Source organism: Bacillus sp. OV166, assembly GCF_900177675.1.
Lineage (GTDB): Bacteria > Bacillota > Bacilli > Bacillales > Cytobacillaceae > Neobacillus.
The window spans coordinates 3,907,747-3,927,562 of the sequence record NZ_FXWM01000001.1; the positions used below are offsets into that span (position 1 = coordinate 3,907,747).

The following is a 19,816-nucleotide window of genomic DNA, read 5'->3' on the forward strand; positions in this document are numbered from 1 at the left end:
GAACCTTAGCAAAAATACTAAGCAATTGCGACCTTATAGGCAATGAAAAAAGAATCTTCGATTGGAAGATCCTTTTTTACTTCTTATTAAAGTAAAGCACCCGTTAGCTTAATAACGATTAACATAAACTACGTAATGGTGGAGAAAATATTGGTAAACTAAAACCAAATGAGGTATTCATATATGAGAAAACTAACTATAACAGTTATCCTTGCTTTATTTCTTGCTTTAACCTCTCAAGCAAAAGTGCAATCAATAACAAAACCTGTGCAAGACTCAGAGGAACTCAGGCTACAAGATATGCTTATGCTTTTTCTACAACCCCATATTATGGATGCAGTTGGTGACTATTATTACCCGCAAATATTAAATTTTAAGCCATACGTTAACCCTTGGGATATTGAAGTTATTCAGACCAAAAGAGTAAATGACTTTCGTGGTTTTCTTTTTGAAATCACCTTACTAGTAGAACCATCAGATGGTGGACACAATGTTAAAGTTGGAAAAGACTGCATAACTTTTCAAATATCTGTGAGACCTTCGGTAAAGTTAGTAAAATATAAACACTTAGCTACATATGAATTGCCTCCAGATTTAATAAAATAATTAAATCTGGCTTACTGAACTAAACTGCCCCGTTACTTGAATAAGAAAAATGCCTTGCCTCCTTGTTGAAGAAAAGCCCCTGTTAGCTTAAGAATAATTGAATTTTTACAAGTTAGGAATTACCTCTTTTAATAAGCTTTGTGTCAACAAAAACAGTGACCAGAAGAGCAATTAAATAAGGCAGTAAAGAACCTGTTGAATAGTCTTTATACCTATGGTGAAACACTAATATTGAAATATCAAATATCATTCCAACCAAATATAAAAAGCTTATTGTAATAATAAAAGTAACTAAAACTAAGGAAAATCTCTTAATTTTGCTTATCAAATAAATTTCCCCTTTTATTCGATTCTTAAAAATTTCCTTTAATTCAATAATACACCCTGTGCAAAATATATCCATTGTTATTTTTTTGACTGTTCTTATTCAACTAAACTGCCACGTTAGCTCAATAAGATAACATTTCGTTATATTAAAAAGCCCTTCTCAAAATAGTAAGTAGTTCCGATAATGTGGAGAAAATTTGAAAAAACAGTTCTATTCACATATCAAATTGAGGGACTATTAGAGGCTAATTAGCAGACAATTTAGCACATAAAAACGCTTGGATAATCCAAGCGTTTTTGTTGTGTTAGCTTCGTTTTCTTTTTCTTTTATAATCTAAAATTGCCCAAACAATTACTAAAATAGAAACTACAATTAATATTGAACCCATTGCTAAAGAATAAATGCGATGGTCAGTTTGATAAAAGACCTTGAAAATGCCTATTGATAAACATATAAGACCGCCTATAACATCCCTTAATAAATTGGAATCTTGTTTAAAAAATGATTTGATTTTCCTCATATAAAAGTCTCACTCCTTTATCAGTGAAGCTATCTGAGTTAAATTATATCCCTTAAATCAAAAACCTTATCAGTAATGCCTAAACGTTGTGCGGGAGTGAGTTCTTTACTATCGGCTGATTTATAGGCTTCACAAAAGTTGTAAAAGGTTCTAAGGATAGTTAAAGCGTACTGAGCATACTTCTCAAAATAGAGTGGGGCTTACTCTTTCTGTGTTATAAACCATCCTTCCGGTTTTTTTTCTATATGAAAAACATCTTCATCGAATTTTTTTCTCAGTTCTTTATATTCCTCATTTTCAATTTTAACCTGTGCTACTCTGATTTGCTTTAGTGTAATTTCTGGTTTCTGGATTTCAAAAATCAGATCTTTAATAATAAAAAAAGTCCTTTGACGTTTCATTTCTCTCCACTTCCTTCCTTTTAGTTCTCTTACGTTTAGAATTAGTCAAAAATGAATAAAACCCTATAAAATTTTTGTAAATTGTTTGTAAAAAAACATAAGCCCTTCTCACTCGAAATGGGCTTAATTCAGTGGTTCTAATAGAAATGAATATCCTAGAGTCTATGTTGGCTGCTATTTAATTAAAGCACCTGTTAATTCAACAAGGCTAAATAATGTATACAGTTTCTTTTACTGATATGACTTCAATTTGGGTACAGTAAAAGCGAAGAGTCTCATCTTCATAATCGAACACTTTATAATTTTTATCCTCCCAACCGCAATCCCTTATATCGTCAATAGTAAAGTTTATTTGGTGGTATGGACCTCCACTTTCAAAGTTGATGTCCTCTGGATGATAGAAACGCAGACGTATTATATATTGGTTATTATCCACCTCATATATATAATCAATATCTAGTAAAGAGGTTTTTTCTGATAGTTCGATTTGAAAAGATAAAAAGAACCCAACTATATACTTAAAATCCCCTAATGAAAATCTTCCCGTCTTAGCCGTTATTAGGTCGATATTATTTATCAAGCCTACACCCCCAAAAACAATATAACAATAAAATTCAACAGCAAATTATGTTTTCCTTCTTCAACTAACCTGCCCCGTTAGCTGAACAAGAAAAAAGCGACCTCCGTTATTGAAGTATCGCACCCATTAGTTGAAGAAAAAATTTGATTTTTCAAATCTAACTAACATTTTTTCAGAGATCTCTATCTGGTCAATATCAAAGTTATTGATTTGGAGCGTTATCTCACCTTCTCGGCTTTCAGCTTCTTCTCCTACCCAACAACTATATAGTTCAAAAAAATCGCCTTTTTCAAGGTAACTGTCCATAATTTTACATAGTTCTATTAGCTTCTGTTTCGATTCTGAACAGATTTCTGGAGTCGTATATTTAGAAATCTTAATACCCCAATGACTAGATACTTCATATACATATGGCGTAGTAAATTGATATTTCTTTACATTTAGCAGTTCATCCTCGCCAGCAAAACAACTGCCAACATAAAAAAAATCCTCTGTATATTCTTCATCATTATTCGGTATTTCTATATTATTTCCAATTTAGGAAGCCAAACTCATTTCGACTCACTCCTTGTTATTCCTTTTCATATTACCCATTCCTTATTAAACTATTCTACTTCGTTTGTGGACCAAGCAAAAAAAGCTGCCGTAGCAGCCACAGTTCTTACACTCTTACACCCGATGGATGAAGAGGAAACCTATTTTGAATTTATTAAATTTCCACCCTTTGATTCATAAAGTTTTAATGACTTTCCTTGTTCAGTGCGAGGATAATATTCTACTTCACAATAGTAGCTACCTTCCTTTGCCCCTTGATAATTTTCAGGAAACATTATGTTATGGTTTTCAAATTCCACCGAAGTATGTCCTCCCCTTGCACTTTCAAATATCCAAACATCACAGTTCCCTTTATATTGTTCCGTTTTATTAGCCAACACGTTTGGCAAATCCAACAAAGAGTAAACAAATAGAGCCCCAGATAGAAGAATAAAAAAGACCAAGACAAGAATATTCTTGATTTCTATCTTATATGAATCACCATTGTTCTTTTTCTTTTTAAAAATATGCCAAAGATAAGCCGACATCCCAACAAAAAATACGAATGATAAAATTAATAAAGAGAAATACTGTGCCAAATTTCCTCAAATCCTTTTTTAGGGTTTCTTGTTATACGTTACCCGAACCAATGCAGTTTCGATTCATTTATTGCCACATTAACCCACAAAAAAGGTTTCACTCCTTGTTAACCTAAACTGCTACCGTTAGTTTAATAAAAGAACGCCAACCCATATAAGGCTGACGCAATGCTTAATGTCATCTTAATCTACTACCTTGACTCCAACAACACTATCGAATGCCACCCGCTCAAATTCTCCAGGCTTCACCTCAATATGCAGCTTATGTGTAATAGGATCTACGTAATGAACTCGACCATTAATGTCGTGAATAAATCCGTCATCCCTTACCGTCAGTTTTACCGAATGGTTATATTCCATCGAGTAAATTATACGCAGGTCGAATTCCTCCGCTTGATGCTCGTCAATAATAGGCTTCCTTATTCGTTCAGTGTCGATCCAAAAATCTCGCTGCATCTTTGCTTGTTCGGGTTGGAGATAAGCCGCAGCCCATTTAATTTTACCTCGGTCACGTATCGCCATATTAATCACCTCAGTATTATTATACGCGAACAAACGTTCTTTATGTGAGTAAAAAGAGAAAGACCACTCTTCAGCAGTCTTTTAGTTTTCTTATTCAATTAAGCACCCGTCAGTTGAATTTCTAATCGGCATTTATACTCTCCTTTGTATCCCAATCTTTTGCTTCAATAACTTCTTCGGCTTTAATTAGGTCATCAAGTGGCCCGTGGATATCAAATTTTCTGGTTGTCTCCGAAGGAATTGGTATTAATCCCATTAAGATATTGCTTAATAAAATCCTGTGGGATTACATCCAAAGTTTTTTTTACACCTATGTTAAAGATAATTAATTTCAATGCATTTAGCAGTTCTTCATCGTCATAAAGAAGCTTACCTTCCCGAAGCATTTCCCATTTTTCAGGTAAGTAAAATTCAACTTGTTCACGATTTATTGCCTGCCCTTCTGGATTCAACTCTAGTGCTGGAGCATTCTTTTTGTATTCGTACTCTTGTCGATAAATTTCCCTTAATTGGTCGCTTGAGTAAGGCAATTGCCCAATCATCTCTTTATTCTCTTCTAGTTTCTTTTTTATGTATTCCTCAAAATCGGACATAATCAATCTCCTTTGGAATTGGTTCACAACTTTTGAAGAGGTAATATTTAACAATATATATAATCCTAAACTTTCACATTTCATAAGCCCTTACCAAAACATTTTCCACTATCCTGCTTATATACTTCAACAAAAAAGAGCACCTCTCCTTCTTTAAGGAAAGCACCCGTTAGCTGAAAAAGTTTTTTATTGAAGATAGATTCCAACTATGAATAAAAAGTAAAAAATTGAAGCAAAAATTGCAACTACTATCAAAACATTTTTTTTAACTTTGGAAATTTCTTTAAACCTTGAAAAAGTATCATAAACCAAGAATAAACATATCAGTTCAACAAAACCAGCCATAATGGCTCTAAAAATGTCCATTGTATCTAATGAACTGAATGGCTTTTTAAAATTTTCCCGAACGTAAATACTCGTCAAACCAAAAATACCAAACAAGATAAAAAAGTATAAAAAGGCTTTAATGCTTTTCATTTTGTCTCCCCTGTTTTTAACAATAATTTTCCTAAAAGTCTTAACCAAATTCAAGTAACCTGCTTCGTTAGCACAATAAGAAAAAGCCGCCAAAAATGGCATCTGGCTCCTCAACTCTTGCTCCCGTTAGTTGAACAAGCACCTTTTTAAATATTGATATGCATTGTTCCATCTGATTTAACTGTAACCAATGGATATTCAGGAGTGTTTTCTCCAGTAAGAATACTTTCTTTACCTAGAATCTTTGATAGGTTTCTCATAAATTTAAATACCGCAATAGCTTCAGTTACACTTTTAACTTCTTTTGGTTCTATGTCAAATTCTATTTCATCTTCTGAAAAGAAATGGCAATTAATCAAAACACCATTAATGTTAATAAACATTAAAATACGGTGGTTCTCGTTTTCTTCAAAAAAATGGGCAACATTAGTTTGTTCATACACTGTTGCTTGTCCATCCTTGTAAAAAACAATATCCCAAGGAGAAGTGCGAATCCAATCAAAAAATTTTTGCCAATCGGTTAAATCAACGGCAACCACATAAATATCCCTTAGACTTCCATCATTGAAAAATACTTTATCCAAAACCTCATTTGTTACTTCCATTTAATCAATCCCATATACAGATTATTTTATTTGTATTTTACCACTTCTTATTGCTCAAAAAAGAAAAAGAGCTGCCACAGCAACTCATTGTTAAACTCTTGCACACGTTAGTCGAACAACTCATAATTTTCAATAATGTCCTCAAGCATTTCGTAGTTTTCTGGTTCTTTTTCATTTTGCAACGCACTCTTTAGAATTGAAAAAACTGATTTGTCACGAATTTCCTCTAATGCCATATAAGCAGCCCACCTTAAATCAGAATCCTTTTCAATCACCATTGATGAAAGTGGTTCTATTAGCCGTTTATCTGGAAAAGATGAAGCAATTTGTGCAGACCAATAGCGAACTCCTTGATGGTCACTCTGCAACGATTTCACTAAATGAGGTACTACTTCTTTATTATTGAATTGCATTATTACATCTTCAATAAATTGATAAACTCCAAACCCACTACCTTTTCCAAACACATTGAGAAAAAGTGGTATACATTCGGGATAAGGATTTTCAATAAAATACTTTCTTGCTTCATCAAGACTTCTTATATCTTCTATATCTACTTCCTGATCATTTGGCAATGGTTGATGTTCTTTCAAGAAGGATAACGCCTGATAAATGTCCATAAATAATATCCTTTCAATTAAGTTTTACTACAAAATTCAACGAATAATTAAACTTTCCTTCTTCAAGTATCCTGCATCGTTAGCACAACAAGAAAAAAGACCGCCGTAGTGATCATTTCTTTAACTCTTGCACCCGTTATTTGAAGAAGGAAAACTAAAATATATTCCTAATATCTTCCCAACCATACACAAGTTCGGAAAGTTTTTTCCCTGAAATCTCAACTTCAACAGTATCTATTTTTTTACCACCAAGTGATTCATAAAATAGACGAGAAATATTATCTTTCAAGACAAGAACAATCATAGAGTTTAATCCCATTTCTTTAATTTCATCAATTATTGGTTTAACAAGTGCTTTTCCAATGCCATTGCCCTGATACTCTTTTAAAATGTATATTGCGTATAACTCCCCGACGAACCCATTATAATTCCCGCTTCTTTCTATACCACCAGAAGAAAAACCAACAATTTCCCCTTCCTTGTTTTCTGCTACATATACCCCGCCATTAGGAATGTTGTTTTTCCATAACTGTTCTCTGCTTTCATATGTTAAATTATTTAAATATTGGTCTGAAACTATATTCTTATATGTAGTTTTCCAACAATCAACGTGTACTTTAGCTATTCCTTTTGCATCAGATAAAACTGCTTTTCTAATGTTCATATTCCCATTGTTCATTAATTCTACTCCCCTTCCTTGCAGTAAATTTTACCATATAATCTCCATTTCTTATTCAACTAAACTGCCCGGTTAGTTTAAGTACAATTCTTCACAATCTCTAAGCTCTAATTAAAAATAGCGATGCTTTTTAAAAGCATCGCACCCAGAGTTGGCGAATGAGTCTATTCTATTGCTTCATCAATTTAATTTCAGTTTAAAAAGTCTAGTGGTGTAAATGTATTTAATTTGAAGTATAAGCCAAAGTAAAAATAACACTCCGCTCACAGTAAACAAAGCAACTGGGAATAAATAATACCAATCTGGAATATAGCGATGTACAATATAATATTTCCCTGCTTCGATTCCTTCAGTTAATTGAAATCCTTCTGTTATTAAGTTATCTTTCTTTACTGTAATTATTGGAAACAAATATTCAGCATTTTTTAAATCTAAATCAAAATATTGAACGTCATTGATTCCGTCTTTTTTAACATATATCGCAATGCTTTCAGAAGTATGGAATTTTTCATTAATAGTTTGAAGAGAATTTTCAATTTTTTTTATATCATTATTTGAAAGGTCTTTACCATCTATTTGATTTACAAAGTTATCTCGAACCATATCGTATTCATAGTTTATAGAATCAGCAATTTTTAAACTAATCCATCCGATCACCAAAAACAAAAGGAAAACATAAAATAAACCCTTCATTTTCTTATTAAAGCCAACATAACTCATTCTCATCCCTCCAGCTTTTTACGCAATAAAGGATATATTCTTGATATTATCAATAAAACCCTTCTTATTTGGAATATATGTCCATATCTTCTTCAACTAACCTGCCCGTTAGCACCATAAGAAAAAAGACCGCCGCAGCGATCCCATCTTTAGCTCTTGCACCCGTTAGCTTAAAAAGGATTATTGATTTCTTGCAACAATAATTCTAAATCATATTTCAAGTTACTTCTTGTCTCTTTATCAAATTCTCCTTGTACTTCTTGTATAGGGTATTTTTGTTTATGGATAATATAATGTTTTAGTTTTAAAAAAGTGGTTAAAGGAAAATCGTGTTCATTCCAATCTTCTCTATAGCCCATAATTCCGTGCCTTTTTATTAGTGCATCTACTTCCTTTAATACAATTCTTAAAAAATCGTCATATGGGCACTCTGTATCCATTAAAATTTCTGAGGTATCTAAGTTGAAATCATCTTCATAATATACAGCTTTTATATTTAATCTGTTGTTTTTTCTTAATTCAAAAGTCCACTCTATTTGCTCTGGTTCTCCATCCCATTTACATTCAGTTTCTTGCCTAATCTCATCTTTAGGAACACAAAAAGAGTTTAAAAGCATTAGTGACCTTAGAAAATCATATAAACAATCTGTTAAATAACTTGCTGTAAATTCTAATTTCTGTCCATTAACTTCAACAATACAAGTAGCCCATCCAATTCCACTAAGATAATATTTAAACTTCACTTCCATCTCACCTACTTCGATAGTTATCACTACATTTATGTAATCACTATTCCTTGTTCAACTAAACCGCCCCATTACTTAAATAAGAAAAGGCCACCGAGAATGGCAGCTGTTCCTTAACTCAAGCACCCGATAGTTCAATAAGCAGATTGTCTTCTATTGCGTATGATCCTTGTAGAGTTCACTCCTATTTTTGTTCATTTTCTGCTCTTCTCTAAATTTATTTAAACACTTTTTACATAAACAATGTTTTCTTTTACTTTCCGAAGGAACCAATTCAAAGATTTCATTTGGAAATTTTTCTAGGTTACACCAGCAGTTACCGTGTTCTTCAGCACCTATCATACACCCGTTTTCTTCTTCACATATAGGACAATATTTATTAGCCAATGGCAACCACTCCTTAATCCTTCATAATTTCAGTCAAATAAAAAATAAAAACATTTATATTTTCACCACTGTTCTTCCACTAACCTGCTACCTTTAGTGCAATAAGAAAAAGGGATAGCCCGCACCTAATATTTCGAATGCTGTATAGCTTCATTTGCCTTGTTTATTGTGTCTCTGAGTACAAATATTTGATATGAGGCTGAAAATCCTTCTCCTCCTCCATATCCACCGCCAAAGCTAATAGTTTTTGTTTTATATTTAATCCCTTTATTATCAAGTCTTCCAAGCATTGTAAAATGCTTAGTAGCGTCCTGGGTTGAATAAACCATTTCCCATTTAACGAATAGACTTTTAATAAATTCTTTGAGTTTAAACATAACCATTTCCTCCATTGTGAAAATTTGGATGTACAATAATATAATATTTCTATGCTATTGCGACTCTTTCCTTCTTTCACTAGTCGAGTAGAAGGGGGCCTTTCTACCTTGCGGTAGATTTTACTCCCCCCCCCCTCACAGAACCGTGCTTGCACTATTAATGCACACGGCTCCTCCTAGTTACCATTCACAAAATGTAGCTAATCTCTTAGATTGAGATTTTGCTACTTCTGCTATCCTTAGTAGTTTTGTTTCCATTTCTCCCTACCTCTGAGTGTAGTAAATGGGTCCCTAGCAAGGGTGATAACTGGTAGCTAGCCTTTCCTCCATCGGCATTACCCAACTTCATTGGTACTACGCTGCTATCCGACTCCCTACACAGCATTTGGTCTCCTTGCTTTTTATCGCTTGTACACCATACTCTTCTAACAAGAAAAGACCGGTAGGGTCTCCCGAGTTGCCGTATCATATCGATGTGTAACGTGCCAAGGTCTCTGACTCCAGAGAGGTTTTATCCATCTTGCCCCTAACGAAGGATAAAATGTAGCTTTCTGCTGCAGGTAAAGCATCAGCCCTCTCGTTTTACTAACATTATGGAGCTCAATCCCTTCAACCATTTGGCTTTCGGCCCGCCACCTAACTGTCTACGCTTAAAGACTAAAGTTACCTTTAGCCCTCCAAGACTCGCTACGAGCGAATGGCTAGTTCTTACTCGACGGGAATCCCACCCGCTATATGATACTACCTAGGCTCTGCCGCACACCTGCTCCTTAGTTAAATAAGATTAAGGTGCCTTATTTAAAGAAAGCACCCGATAAAAACAAGCAAAAAGGATTCATAAAGGGGCTAAACTCTTTTTTTAATATAAAATGAAAGTACAAAAGGAATCAAAGGAAAAAGAACAAGTAGTCTAAACCAATTCTCTGCACCACCAAAATATAGCGACGGTAAAATAAGGAAAATTCCACTGCATATTAACATTTTCCAAGATTTTTTCCATAAACCCAATATTAATAATAAGAATGAAGCAACAATTAAAAACCAAAAAATAAAGCCCAACCAATAGAAACCCATTTGTATTCCCCCCCCTATAAATGTCTAATAAATAATATTCTGAAAGAAAATATAAATTCCTTCTTCAACTAACCTACCTCGGTAGTTCGATAAGAAAAAAAGAACTGCCGCAGTAGCCCCTTCTTAAACTTTTCCCCTTTGTTTTAGAAAAGTTTTTTAATCCCTATAAAAACAAACTCTTACTACTCTATGGACTAAAAGTTTTTTAATAACAAATAAATTTTATCGTGATTGTCCATTTTTATATATGGCAAATAAAGTTCTAGGTCCTCGATACTTTATTAAGATTACAATTGAATGTTCAAAATCATTGCATAGTTGTAAAAGTCACAAATTAATAACTAGAAATAAATTAAAGCCAGCCGACAAATATCGACTGGCCCATTTTATCTAATACTTACTGGTATTACTTCTTGAGCAATAATTCTCTCACCTTCATATATTTTGCAAGTCATAGTGTGATCACCTCTGTATTTTGTGGTCTCCACTACTGATTTACCTTCTTTTTTATGGTAGGTATCCACTTCTGCTTCATCCCCATAATTGTGAACGATCCATTCCACCTTAGTATATGGAACTCGCGGCTCAGCACTAAACCTTATTGTACATCCTTTTGGTATTCTACCTTCAAATTCTTCAAAAGGAACCGATACTTTGTCATTAATATAGACATTCACATTTAATCCAATCAATGGAACATTTCTCGCTTCCAACACAGCATAAGTAGCAGCAGATTTTTGAATATCTGTTCCCCAGAAAGAATGATTGAAGAATCTTTTCCAGGCATTCATAGCCTCTTCTTCAGTACATCCTTCTTGAAATAGGAATTGTAATTTATCCATTCCGGTTCCAATTCGATTCCAAAGGTTCTTAACCTTCTGTTCATCCTTCTTGTTATACAGTATTGTTTGGCCCAATGTTGGATTATAAACATCTTTATAATAATCCAGCCTATTTTTAATTGCTTTGATAGTTTCATAGAACATTTCATCTAATCGTTCACGATTTTGTATTTGTTCTGCAACCAAAATGGACTGCACTAAACCTCCAGGCATTAGCCAACCCGGATTTGACTTACAAAACATCTTTAATATTCTTACAACTTTTCTAATATTGTTATTCGAAGCATCATTATTTTCTTTGAACCAATTGTTTATCGCCCTTGGATCTCGCTCTCTCCATTCGCTACCGCAATGCTCATACACGTAACCTCCAAATAGGTTTGGCTTTCTTCTATATATAGCGAAGTCTATATGGTAACCAGAAGCGTACTCAACCGTAACGGCATTTGTTTTTGCTTGAGGAGCAGCTTTAAATCGAGTACATTTCCTTTTCAGAGCATCTTCTACTATAGCTTTTACGTCTTTTGGAATTTCAGGTATATTCGTCGAATCAAACACAACAGCAACATCAATGTCATATTCTTTTTTATCGTGCTGGGTAACGGTTCTCATTGCAACACTTCCCTGCTCGATATCTTCAACAACCTTGTAGTTTGTATTGTGCTCTGCGTTATACTCTGCTAAACCCTCTTTCAATCTTTCAACATTCATTCTTTTTTTCTCTCTAAGTGAGTTGATCTCAGCATCCGAAAGTTTTACACAATCGGTATAAAAGGATTCAAATTTAGCTCTCAAATCATACATTGTTAAAGTACTCATTCCCTCTTCCCCCATCTCTTAGCATTGTATAAAATTTGTTCCTTGACTATTAAAAGAAATCCCCCAGTTATAACACGGATTCGAATTAGTTACATAATTGTAATTTATTATTTCTTTCATATATGTATCCGTTGTTATAATTTTTCCTAACTCAAATACCAGGCTGCTTTGACAGGACAACAACAAATGAATCTTTTTAATATTCGATTTCCCACTAAGGGTTATCAGTGAATCGAAGATCACTTTTTTATATTCTTGAAGTTGGTCTTCATACATAATCGCATTTTGTCTCGGAGTATCAATTGAAAGTTCTACAAAAGGTGCATTAAATTGCTGTACATCATTTGGTTTAACCTCCATCGTAATGCTTACACCCAGAACCACCTCAGATGCTGTATCAATTTGATTTATGGCAGCTAGTGGCTTTTTAAGTTTTAACTCCTCGTTAGACCTTTTTGATGGAAATATACGTTTCTTTGATTTATTAAGTTTCATATAATTACTATCAAGTTTGTGGTACTCAAAAAACTCAATAGTAGGGGCACCCTTATCACAATAACCAGCATACATAGTCAGCGGAATAGGAGCAGTTCCGGTATATCCTTTTTTGACTTCCTTATTTTCAGCATAAAAGGATTGCATTTTAAGCTTGATCATTTCAGTAGCTTCATCATATCTGCCCTGATCCATCTTTTTCACATATCTACTTAAATCAATTTCTCTTTCTTTAAATTCAAACTGATTTAGCCCGACATCTTGTCTATGCTCCTCTATCCTTCTCTCTTTTACACCAAGTAAGTTTAAAATACTTAGTTTATTTTTGATATATCGGTTCATCCAAATTCCAATAACAATAAGTATAAAACCTGTAACCAATTGAAGAGTGTTGTTATTCGACTCATTTCCGGACAAAAATCCAAAAACTTTGTCAGAGAATGTCCCAAACGATTCAACTATTAAAGCTAAACCTGTAGTAATGAAGTTTATAGAGAAACCTGATTCAATTTGTTTATTTTTAGTTTTGTTAAAAAGAACAAATACACCAATCAATACAATAATTCCTGATGCTATCATCCAACCCAAAATAATCTCATCCTTTCCTTTTTTCTTTTTATTTATTGTTTTTTTGTCACTGAATTGCAATATCCTAACTGGGAAATTTTTTCAAACAAATTATATTTTACCATAGAAAAAAATTGCCGATAACCATTTAGTCCTATTTAGTTAAAAAAATGAAATGTAGAAATAAATAATTGGTATTTCTTAATGGAAATATACTAGAATATTAAGGTCACAATAAACGGGGAAGGTAGAGAGAGAAAATCTGAATCACACAATATATAAAAATATTAGCACTATTAATAGCAAACAAAATGCTCGGTATATTAGTCCGAGCATTTTTTGTCTTGTTAAATTCAATTTCTTCTTGCATTAAACTGATTGTTTGTTAAAGAAAAAAGCCTGAGCCAAGGTTTCAGGCTTTAATTCAGCTTTAATCAATACTTTATCTAACTTTCCCGTTACCAAAATATTTACTTGTTAGTTATTATCAGGACCCTTTTAGAATTTGTAGAGATTCCTTTTTCGGTTCGATTGTTTTGGATGAAATCACTTAGTATATCAAAGTCTTTCTCTCCCTGACCAAAATCAGGAATTATTGGTGTATAATTAAGTAAAAAAACACACCTTCTGTACATTCTTTCACAATCTAGAGCGTGGAGTAAACATATTTACAAATCGGTTTACTCGCACAAAAAAAAGAACAGTCATTGACCGTCCTTTTTGTAACTTACGATGTCGTTAGACTTGTATTAGTTATTCAATTGAGTTAGCAATATCAACTAATACTTCTGGAGTAACTTTGCTCGATACCTTTTTGTCAATTCCAAGCATATATTGCCAATTATCTTTTTCAAAAACAAGAAAATCCATAACTTGATCACCTATATAAATAGCTTTTTGACCATTATCAAGTGTATAGACTTTTTGAGTACCTCTATCCATAAAATTTATTTTATTTTTTAAAGGTCGAATATCAACTTTATAATTATTTTCTCGTGACTTTTCATTCACAAAATGGATTGATAGGAAATCATTTGTGTCATATTCCTTATCTTCATAAAATCTTCCGAATTGATGGGTAAAAGTAATAGGAGGCTTTGTTTTTGGCAATTTCACATCTTCTTTAAAGTGATTTTCAAATTCCTTAACGGCTTCTTCAACAGATTTGTATCCAACTTGAGTGAACATTTCCTCAATAGAAGGCGGAGTATCGTTTGGATTTGCAAAGGCTATGTCATTAGTTGGTACAAAATAAGCAATACAGAGTATTAAACAAATAAAGTTAATTCTTTTATTCAATGTTCCGCACACCCTTTTTATTCTTTTATTAAGTATTCTTCCACATTAATGTTGAGATTATTAATCGTGGCATATTTAACTAACCTGCCCCGTTACTTGAATAAGCAAAAAACGATCCTTCTTAATTGAAGAATCGCACCCGTTGAAGAAGAAATAAAGATATAATTTGTTAATTTCCCTTACATTTATCCCAATTAAAAGGCTTTAGTCTATACCTAACTGATTGCTTTTCATTTTCCGACATTACAACCCAAACTTTACCCATTTTATGCAATTCCTTTAATACATTGTTTCCATCAATTCTTTTATAAACGAAATATCCCTTTGTGCCTTCCAAACCACTTTCTAAGAATAATCTCCTTGAACCTATACTGGAGCCTACAAATAGATGCTGTAATGATATTTTGTCAGAATGCTCATCAAGGTTATCCCCTACTTTTAAATTTAAGTCATCGTGGGTAAATTCTTGATAATCTGATATATCTAGGTTATAGCTCTTAACAATATCCTTTAACACTTTTTTATCAAACTCTTTACTTTTCTTTTCAAATTCTTGTATACATACGCTTTTAGAAGGCTTTACTTCTCCATTTGAATTGGCAAATACAGTTACGTTGTTTATTCCAAAAATTATGATACTGAACATAAGTAATAAAAGAGAAAACCTTTGGTTCATTTTTACTTCTCCCTAATATAATATTTAGGGGTATTTTACCCGAAGCATTTACAATTATCCTTATTCAAGTAACCTGCTTCATTAGTTCAATAAGAAAAGCTGCCTAAAATGGCAGCTAGTTCTTGAAGTGACTAATTCGTTAGAATAAACGATGTGGGTTCAAAGAATTCCTTATAATGATTCCAATACCTCTTGCTCTAATTTTTGTATCATTGATTCTGCTAGTTCTATTACGTCCTTTAATACACCGAAGCTATTTTCTCTTACGAATGAGAATTGTATACTCAGTGATTCATCATTGTTTTCGTATTCCTCTAATGTTAAATAAGCCTTTTCGGAAACTATCTTAGCCTCTTTTGCCATATATTCTCTAATGTTTAATCCATAATCTTCATTCCATTTTTCAATACCATAAGATAAACAAAAACTTCTCTGATATTCTATACGAATACCTGTCCTAACTTTTTGGTAGAGAATACAAGTATCAACTTTTAATGGTGAATCGATAACAGGATAACCATCATCTGTTATGTCATCATAAGTTTCAAAACTATCTCCCAAATGAAGGTCTTTTACTTTAATAGGATAAATATTTCGTTTAAGGATATAACATACAGGATCTGGCATATATACTATGTTTTCTAACAATAACGGATGAGTCATTTTTATATCACCTTTTTTATGTATTGGTCACTTCCAAGTAAAAGTAACTTAAATATTATATTTTAAGAAACAATTAAAAACCAACCCTACATTATATTTTTTTATTTCGTTAATTAAGATGCGATACCTTATTTGAAATAACACCCCTGTTAATTATTGAACAACAAAAGGTTACCCTCTATATACGTAAAAAGAAATAGACCGCCTTAAGGCGATCCAAATTTATTTTATTAATGCACCCGTTAGTAAAGGTTCACTCCTAATCTAACTTTTATCCCTTTTACCTTTATCACTGAATGCCCAATTGAAAAAGGTTTCGAACACAACAAGAATTAAAGTTAATACTGCATTCTCAATCCAATTAAACGATTTATGAATAAAAAAATGATACAAACATAAGGAAATATATAACAATAGTATAAAGTAAATCTTACGTTTTTATGTTTTCATAACTATCCTCTTCCGACGGTAAAATTAATATTTTCTCAGTTAAAATTTAAAATCTCCATATATCCATTAAATCCTTCTTCAACAAACCTGCTTCGTTAGTGAAACAAGAAAAGCTGCATCAATGACAGCTCCGATCTTTCCCTCAAACACCCGTTAGTGGAATAAGATCATTTCTCGCTTTATTGCTGAAATACGGACCACACCACCCAGTTTCGTGTGTTTGTATGTAAGTCCAGTTAAATCCCTTATCTACAATATAAACATCTTGTTCATTTATTAAGTCATCAGTATTAAACATCGAGGCTTTTTCTAGAAAAAGAACATAATCTGAATGTTGATAAAACACATAACAATTATTCTTTGGTTGATTATTGAAAGCAGCTTCAGCTTTTTCTCCATCCAAACAATCTTTTTTCCCATAACTAAACAAGTGCCATAGATAGCCACAATAACCACCAGTATCATAAAGATAAATAGATTTCTTATCTTTATCACTTAAATGTTCAGCAAAATTATTTTCCCATTGCTTTCGTAGGTAAGGTCCCCATTTTTGCATTTCGGTTATCTTTATTTTTTTTGTTTTAAGTTTATCATATAGGTCTTTCATTTTTGCCCCTCCATTAAATAAAGTAAAATTCGCCATAATATATGAAAATCCTTCTTCAACTAAACTGCTTCTTAGTGGAACAAAAAAAAACTGCCAAAGCAGCTCCGATCTTCAACTATTACACCCATTAGTTTAACAAGACTCAATAATTTGTTGGCTTAAGTTTTCGATGATTAAAGGTAATTCCGCCAAATCATTTACTATAAAATCTGCTTCGACATTGTTCCATTGAAAATCCTTTTTCCAAATTCCTTTCATCCCTACATTTTGGGCAGCTTTCACATCATTGTCTGGATGGTCGCCAACAAATAAACTTTCATTAGGTAAAACATTAAGTTGGTCCAAGGCTCGCTTAAATATTTGAGGGTCAGGTTTTTTTTTGCCTTCCCATTCAGATACTAAAATAGTTTCAAAATACTTCTTAATACCCAATGCCTTTATATTATCCATCTGAAACTGCCCTTTTCCATTTGTAATCATCCCTAGAACAAGGTTGTTACTTCGCAATTCTTCTAACATACTAACGAGATTGGGGAAAGGTATGCAATTATTCTTAAATTGACTTATGTAATCTTGAAGTAGTTCTTCCCAAGTTATCTCAGTAATCTCAAATTCGTTGACTAATTGTTGATACACTTTATCTTTCCATACATACCCACGATTATCTAATTCAATAAATCTAGTCACATATTTCTCTTTTGGAATATGACCTACTAATTTATTCAACCTGTCATATTGACTATTAATCAACATTTTTACTGATTCATCTCTATTTAACAAAGTACCATCTAAATCGAATATAACAGCTTTAATCATTTCTGAACCCACTCTCTCCCAATTTAAGGTTCTTATATTCTTCTCTTTTGTTAACCCAAAGTCCTTCTTCAACTATCCTGCTCCTTTAGTACAATAAAAAAAGCTGCCTAGACTGGCCGCCTGATCGCCTTTTAATTGAATAATTCAATTTACCTTGGCATAGTTCAACATTTCTTCCCCCATTGCTTTAGTAATTCAATAATTTCTGTTTGTATATGATTATCCCAACCTTGTTTTGCTCTTTCTAAACAACCATCTATCTCTGCTCCGTTATCTAGCAAAAATGCCGCAATCTCAACAAAACCAAAATAGCACGCAATTAGCAATGGAGTCCTGCCCAAACGGTCACACTGGTTGACATTCGCACCTCGATTAACCAATAACTTAGTAATTTGAAAATTATTGTTATGAACTGCCCAATATAAAAGACTTTGACCTTGAAACTGCTCATTCACATCGTGTTTTTTTAAAAATTTATCTAAGCCTGCATTATCTTTTCTATATAATAAATTGAAATAATCCATTAGTAACCAACCTCTTTTTTATTTCATTGATACCTTCAATAACTAAATATTACTATAAAATCGACCTTTTTTAATTAAATTAATTGCGTCACCACCTATTGTAGAAACTCACCCGTTAGTTTATTAAGGTAGGTTGGAATTTACATTAATTTTAATTATATGAGTTGCATCAGTAGGAGTAAATTCTACTTCCCCTAATAGATTTGTATTGCTCTTTATTGATTGATTCTTCAACTCTTGAGTTGATTTTAGGTTAGTTTTAAATGCCCTTATGGTATATGGAACTGTTAAGTTTACGCCTATTTTCGTTTTTTCATTATCATCTATTATCATTGTTGATGTTTGGGGTAAAACCGGTATATTTTTTGTATCTTTTCCATCCGTCATAACTTGTAATAAGAAATGTTGTTTATTATCTTGTTCATCAATTACTTGAATTGTAATATTTTTTCTTTCCATACCGCCGTCCTTTTCAACTTCATTCATTTTTAAACATCCGCATAAAGAAAGCGATTGGGCTACCGTAGAAATTAAGAATCGTATATAAATCCCCTCTTTGTGGTAAATGTGTTTAATAAATTGATGTAGATTGTAGATGGATTGTTACACTGTTCAACTAAACTGCTTACGTTTGTTTAAGAAAGTTTGATTCTGAATCTCGGAACCAAAATTTTTTTAGCATATCCTTGATAATTTAGTAAAGAATAATTGCAGATTCCAATAAATAAAATGGGGTGAGAAGTTGACTAGTTTCGCTAAAAAATTTTTTAAGCTAGATAGTAAGGTATTTTTATTCCTAATGTTAATTTTTACATTTAGCAGTTTAAGTGTAAATGCTGCAACAAAAGAAGATGCTTTAACTACTGTTGTGAATTTCCTAAAAGCTCAGAAAAATTGTAATACAGATATAATGATGAGCCACTCTCAATATTTTCATAAGGTAGAAAATGTGAAAGAATTTTATACAAGGTTTTGCACTGAAAATCCTTTACAACAAGCCAAGATCACTAACCTCAACATAGTTAATGAAGAAACGGCATTGGTGTCCATTCAATCAACATACAAGGATATGGTAAATTTAAGAACCACACCAGTAATTAAGATAGATGGGCAGTGGAAAATTGTAATTGGAATACCACCTTCAGGGGTTAGAAGTACAAAAAATCAAAATCGAACCAGGAAGGAAGCAGAAGTAGAACAGCTTTTTAAGGATTATACCAATGCGATAAAAGCTCACGATATTCAAAAAATGAAAACCTTTATCAAAATCTTACCTAAAGCTAGTAATGAAAAAATCGAGAAACATCTAGAAGCGTTAAGTCAGCAACCTACACCTGAAGTAACTACCTACGGAATAAATATGATTTCTGACTCACTAGCAATTGCTCAAGTTGAAATTAAATATCCAAATCACAGCTATACACAAAATTTAGCTGCTTGTAATGAAAATGGGCAATGGAAGATGATTTTTGGACATCCATTAACGAATTCATTTATTCCTAAAGGTGATAAATCTGTTGATATTAAATGACAATTAAATTAACTTTTGGAATTAAAGATCACCATATTTTTTATGAGTGGTCTGTTTTTATTCTTATTAAACTCCGGTACTTAAATAAAAAAAGGTTACTTCGGTTGAAGTAAAGCCCCCGTTAGTTTAAGAACAATACTTCACAATCTACCTTGCTAA

At 32.7% G+C, this 19,816-nt stretch carries 26 protein-coding genes and 1 pseudogene; 2 read left to right on the forward strand and 25 right to left on the reverse strand.

Annotated elements, in window-relative coordinates; genetic code table 11:
- Window positions 1-183: 183 nt before the first annotated feature.
- Entirely contained in the window at window positions 184-606 is a 423-nt protein-coding gene (locus CCK98_RS19000) for a DUF3888 domain-containing protein (RefSeq protein WP_088088007.1), read from the forward strand.
- 632 nt (window positions 607-1,238) lie between these two features.
- On the opposite strand, the gene CCK98_RS19010 is transcribed toward CCK98_RS19000, so the two are convergent.
- The 25 genes and pseudogenes from CCK98_RS19010 to CCK98_RS19140 all read right to left on the reverse strand — a co-directional run bounded on the left by CCK98_RS19010 (window position 1,239) and on the right by CCK98_RS19140 (window position 18,612).
- Window positions 1,239-1,454: a DUF202 domain-containing protein gene (locus CCK98_RS19010; RefSeq protein WP_088088009.1), complete on the reverse strand. Its 216-nt coding sequence runs from the start codon at window positions 1,452-1,454 to the stop codon at window positions 1,239-1,241.
- Window positions 1,455-1,654: 200 nt separating this feature from the next.
- Window positions 1,655-1,855, reverse strand: a complete 201-nt coding sequence (locus CCK98_RS19015; RefSeq protein WP_088088010.1) for a hypothetical protein — start codon at window positions 1,853-1,855, stop codon at window positions 1,655-1,657.
- A gap of 208 nt (window positions 1,856-2,063) precedes the next feature.
- A complete protein-coding gene (locus tag CCK98_RS19020) occupies window positions 2,064-2,435 on the reverse strand; it encodes a hypothetical protein (protein ID WP_088088011.1) in 372 nt (123 codons plus the stop codon).
- 695 nt (window positions 2,436-3,130) lie between these two features.
- Window positions 3,131-3,568 carry a hypothetical protein gene (locus CCK98_RS19030; protein ID WP_088088012.1) on the reverse strand — a complete coding sequence of 146 codons (438 nt, stop codon included), beginning with the start codon at window positions 3,566-3,568 and terminating at the stop codon, window positions 3,131-3,133.
- A 183-nt stretch (window positions 3,569-3,751) separates the two neighbouring features.
- A complete protein-coding gene (locus CCK98_RS19035) occupies window positions 3,752-4,090 on the reverse strand; it encodes a YolD-like family protein (RefSeq protein ID WP_088088013.1) in 339 nt (112 codons plus the stop codon).
- Window positions 4,091-4,302: 212 nt separating this feature from the next.
- Window positions 4,303-4,683, reverse strand: coding sequence for a hypothetical protein (locus CCK98_RS19040; protein ID WP_088088014.1), 381 nt, complete (start codon window positions 4,681-4,683; stop codon window positions 4,303-4,305).
- Between the two features lie 186 nt (window positions 4,684-4,869).
- Window positions 4,870-5,262 (reverse strand): hypothetical protein, encoded by a 393-nt coding sequence (locus CCK98_RS19045; RefSeq protein ID WP_088088015.1) that lies wholly within the window; start codon window positions 5,260-5,262, stop codon window positions 4,870-4,872.
- A 44-nt stretch (window positions 5,263-5,306) separates the two neighbouring features.
- On the reverse strand, window positions 5,307-5,765 hold the full coding sequence (locus CCK98_RS19050; RefSeq protein ID WP_088088016.1) for a hypothetical protein: 459 nt from the start codon (window positions 5,763-5,765) through the stop codon (window positions 5,307-5,309).
- A 107-nt stretch (window positions 5,766-5,872) separates the two neighbouring features.
- Window positions 5,873-6,385: a HEAT repeat domain-containing protein gene (locus CCK98_RS19055; protein ID WP_088088017.1), complete on the reverse strand. Its 513-nt coding sequence runs from the start codon at window positions 6,383-6,385 to the stop codon at window positions 5,873-5,875.
- A 154-nt stretch (window positions 6,386-6,539) separates the two neighbouring features.
- Window positions 6,540-7,064: a GNAT family N-acetyltransferase gene (locus CCK98_RS19060; RefSeq protein WP_088088018.1), complete on the reverse strand. Its 525-nt coding sequence runs from the start codon at window positions 7,062-7,064 to the stop codon at window positions 6,540-6,542.
- A gap of 180 nt (window positions 7,065-7,244) precedes the next feature.
- On the reverse strand, window positions 7,245-7,784 hold the full coding sequence (locus CCK98_RS19065) for a hypothetical protein (RefSeq protein WP_088088019.1): 540 nt from the start codon (window positions 7,782-7,784) through the stop codon (window positions 7,245-7,247).
- A 170-nt stretch (window positions 7,785-7,954) separates the two neighbouring features.
- Window positions 7,955-8,527, reverse strand: a complete 573-nt coding sequence (locus tag CCK98_RS19070; protein ID WP_088088020.1) for a hypothetical protein — start codon at window positions 8,525-8,527, stop codon at window positions 7,955-7,957.
- A gap of 156 nt (window positions 8,528-8,683) precedes the next feature.
- The gene (locus tag CCK98_RS19075) at window positions 8,684-8,917 is read right to left on the reverse strand and encodes a cysteine-rich CWC family protein (RefSeq protein ID WP_088088021.1); all 234 of its coding nucleotides are present in this window, start codon (window positions 8,915-8,917) and stop codon (window positions 8,684-8,686) included.
- Window positions 8,918-9,042: 125 nt separating this feature from the next.
- Window positions 9,043-9,294, reverse strand: coding sequence for a hypothetical protein (locus CCK98_RS19080; RefSeq protein ID WP_088088022.1), 252 nt, complete (start codon window positions 9,292-9,294; stop codon window positions 9,043-9,045).
- 846 nt (window positions 9,295-10,140) lie between these two features.
- Window positions 10,141-10,368 carry a hypothetical protein gene (locus tag CCK98_RS19090; RefSeq protein ID WP_088088024.1) on the reverse strand — a complete coding sequence of 76 codons (228 nt, stop codon included), beginning with the start codon at window positions 10,366-10,368 and terminating at the stop codon, window positions 10,141-10,143.
- Between the two features lie 386 nt (window positions 10,369-10,754).
- On the reverse strand, window positions 10,755-12,029 hold the full coding sequence (locus CCK98_RS19095; RefSeq protein WP_256942403.1) for a nucleotidyltransferase: 1,275 nt from the start codon (window positions 12,027-12,029) through the stop codon (window positions 10,755-10,757).
- An 18-nt stretch (window positions 12,030-12,047) separates the two neighbouring features.
- Window positions 12,048-13,103 (reverse strand): SAVED domain-containing protein, encoded by a 1,056-nt coding sequence (locus CCK98_RS19100; RefSeq protein ID WP_256942575.1) that lies wholly within the window; start codon window positions 13,101-13,103, stop codon window positions 12,048-12,050.
- Between the two features lie 458 nt (window positions 13,104-13,561).
- Window positions 13,562-13,711 (reverse strand): annotated as a pseudogene (locus CCK98_RS36430) (SAM-dependent methyltransferase); the annotation flags it as partial.
- Between the two features lie 133 nt (window positions 13,712-13,844).
- Complete coding sequence (locus tag CCK98_RS19110; RefSeq protein ID WP_088088027.1) at window positions 13,845-14,390, reverse strand: carbon monoxide dehydrogenase; 546 nt, start codon at window positions 14,388-14,390, stop codon at window positions 13,845-13,847.
- Between the two features lie 169 nt (window positions 14,391-14,559).
- Window positions 14,560-15,066: a hypothetical protein gene (locus CCK98_RS19115; RefSeq protein ID WP_256942404.1), complete on the reverse strand. Its 507-nt coding sequence runs from the start codon at window positions 15,064-15,066 to the stop codon at window positions 14,560-14,562.
- Between the two features lie 171 nt (window positions 15,067-15,237).
- A complete protein-coding gene (locus tag CCK98_RS19120) occupies window positions 15,238-15,729 on the reverse strand; it encodes a hypothetical protein (protein WP_088088028.1) in 492 nt (163 codons plus the stop codon).
- Window positions 15,730-16,321: 592 nt separating this feature from the next.
- Window positions 16,322-16,786, reverse strand: coding sequence for a DUF4275 family protein (locus tag CCK98_RS19125; RefSeq protein WP_088088029.1), 465 nt, complete (start codon window positions 16,784-16,786; stop codon window positions 16,322-16,324).
- Between the two features lie 132 nt (window positions 16,787-16,918).
- Entirely contained in the window at window positions 16,919-17,602 is a 684-nt protein-coding gene (locus CCK98_RS19130; RefSeq protein WP_088090467.1) for an HAD family hydrolase, read from the reverse strand.
- Between the two features lie 164 nt (window positions 17,603-17,766).
- A complete protein-coding gene (locus tag CCK98_RS19135; RefSeq protein WP_088088030.1) occupies window positions 17,767-18,126 on the reverse strand; it encodes an ankyrin repeat domain-containing protein in 360 nt (119 codons plus the stop codon).
- A gap of 123 nt (window positions 18,127-18,249) precedes the next feature.
- Complete coding sequence (locus CCK98_RS19140) at window positions 18,250-18,612, reverse strand: hypothetical protein (RefSeq protein ID WP_088088031.1); 363 nt, start codon at window positions 18,610-18,612, stop codon at window positions 18,250-18,252.
- 256 nt (window positions 18,613-18,868) lie between these two features.
- On the opposite strand from CCK98_RS19140, the gene CCK98_RS19145 reads away from it, so the two are divergent.
- Complete coding sequence (locus CCK98_RS19145) at window positions 18,869-19,657, forward strand: hypothetical protein (protein WP_088088032.1); 789 nt, start codon at window positions 18,869-18,871, stop codon at window positions 19,655-19,657.
- The last annotated feature ends 159 nt before the right edge of the window (window positions 19,658-19,816 follow it).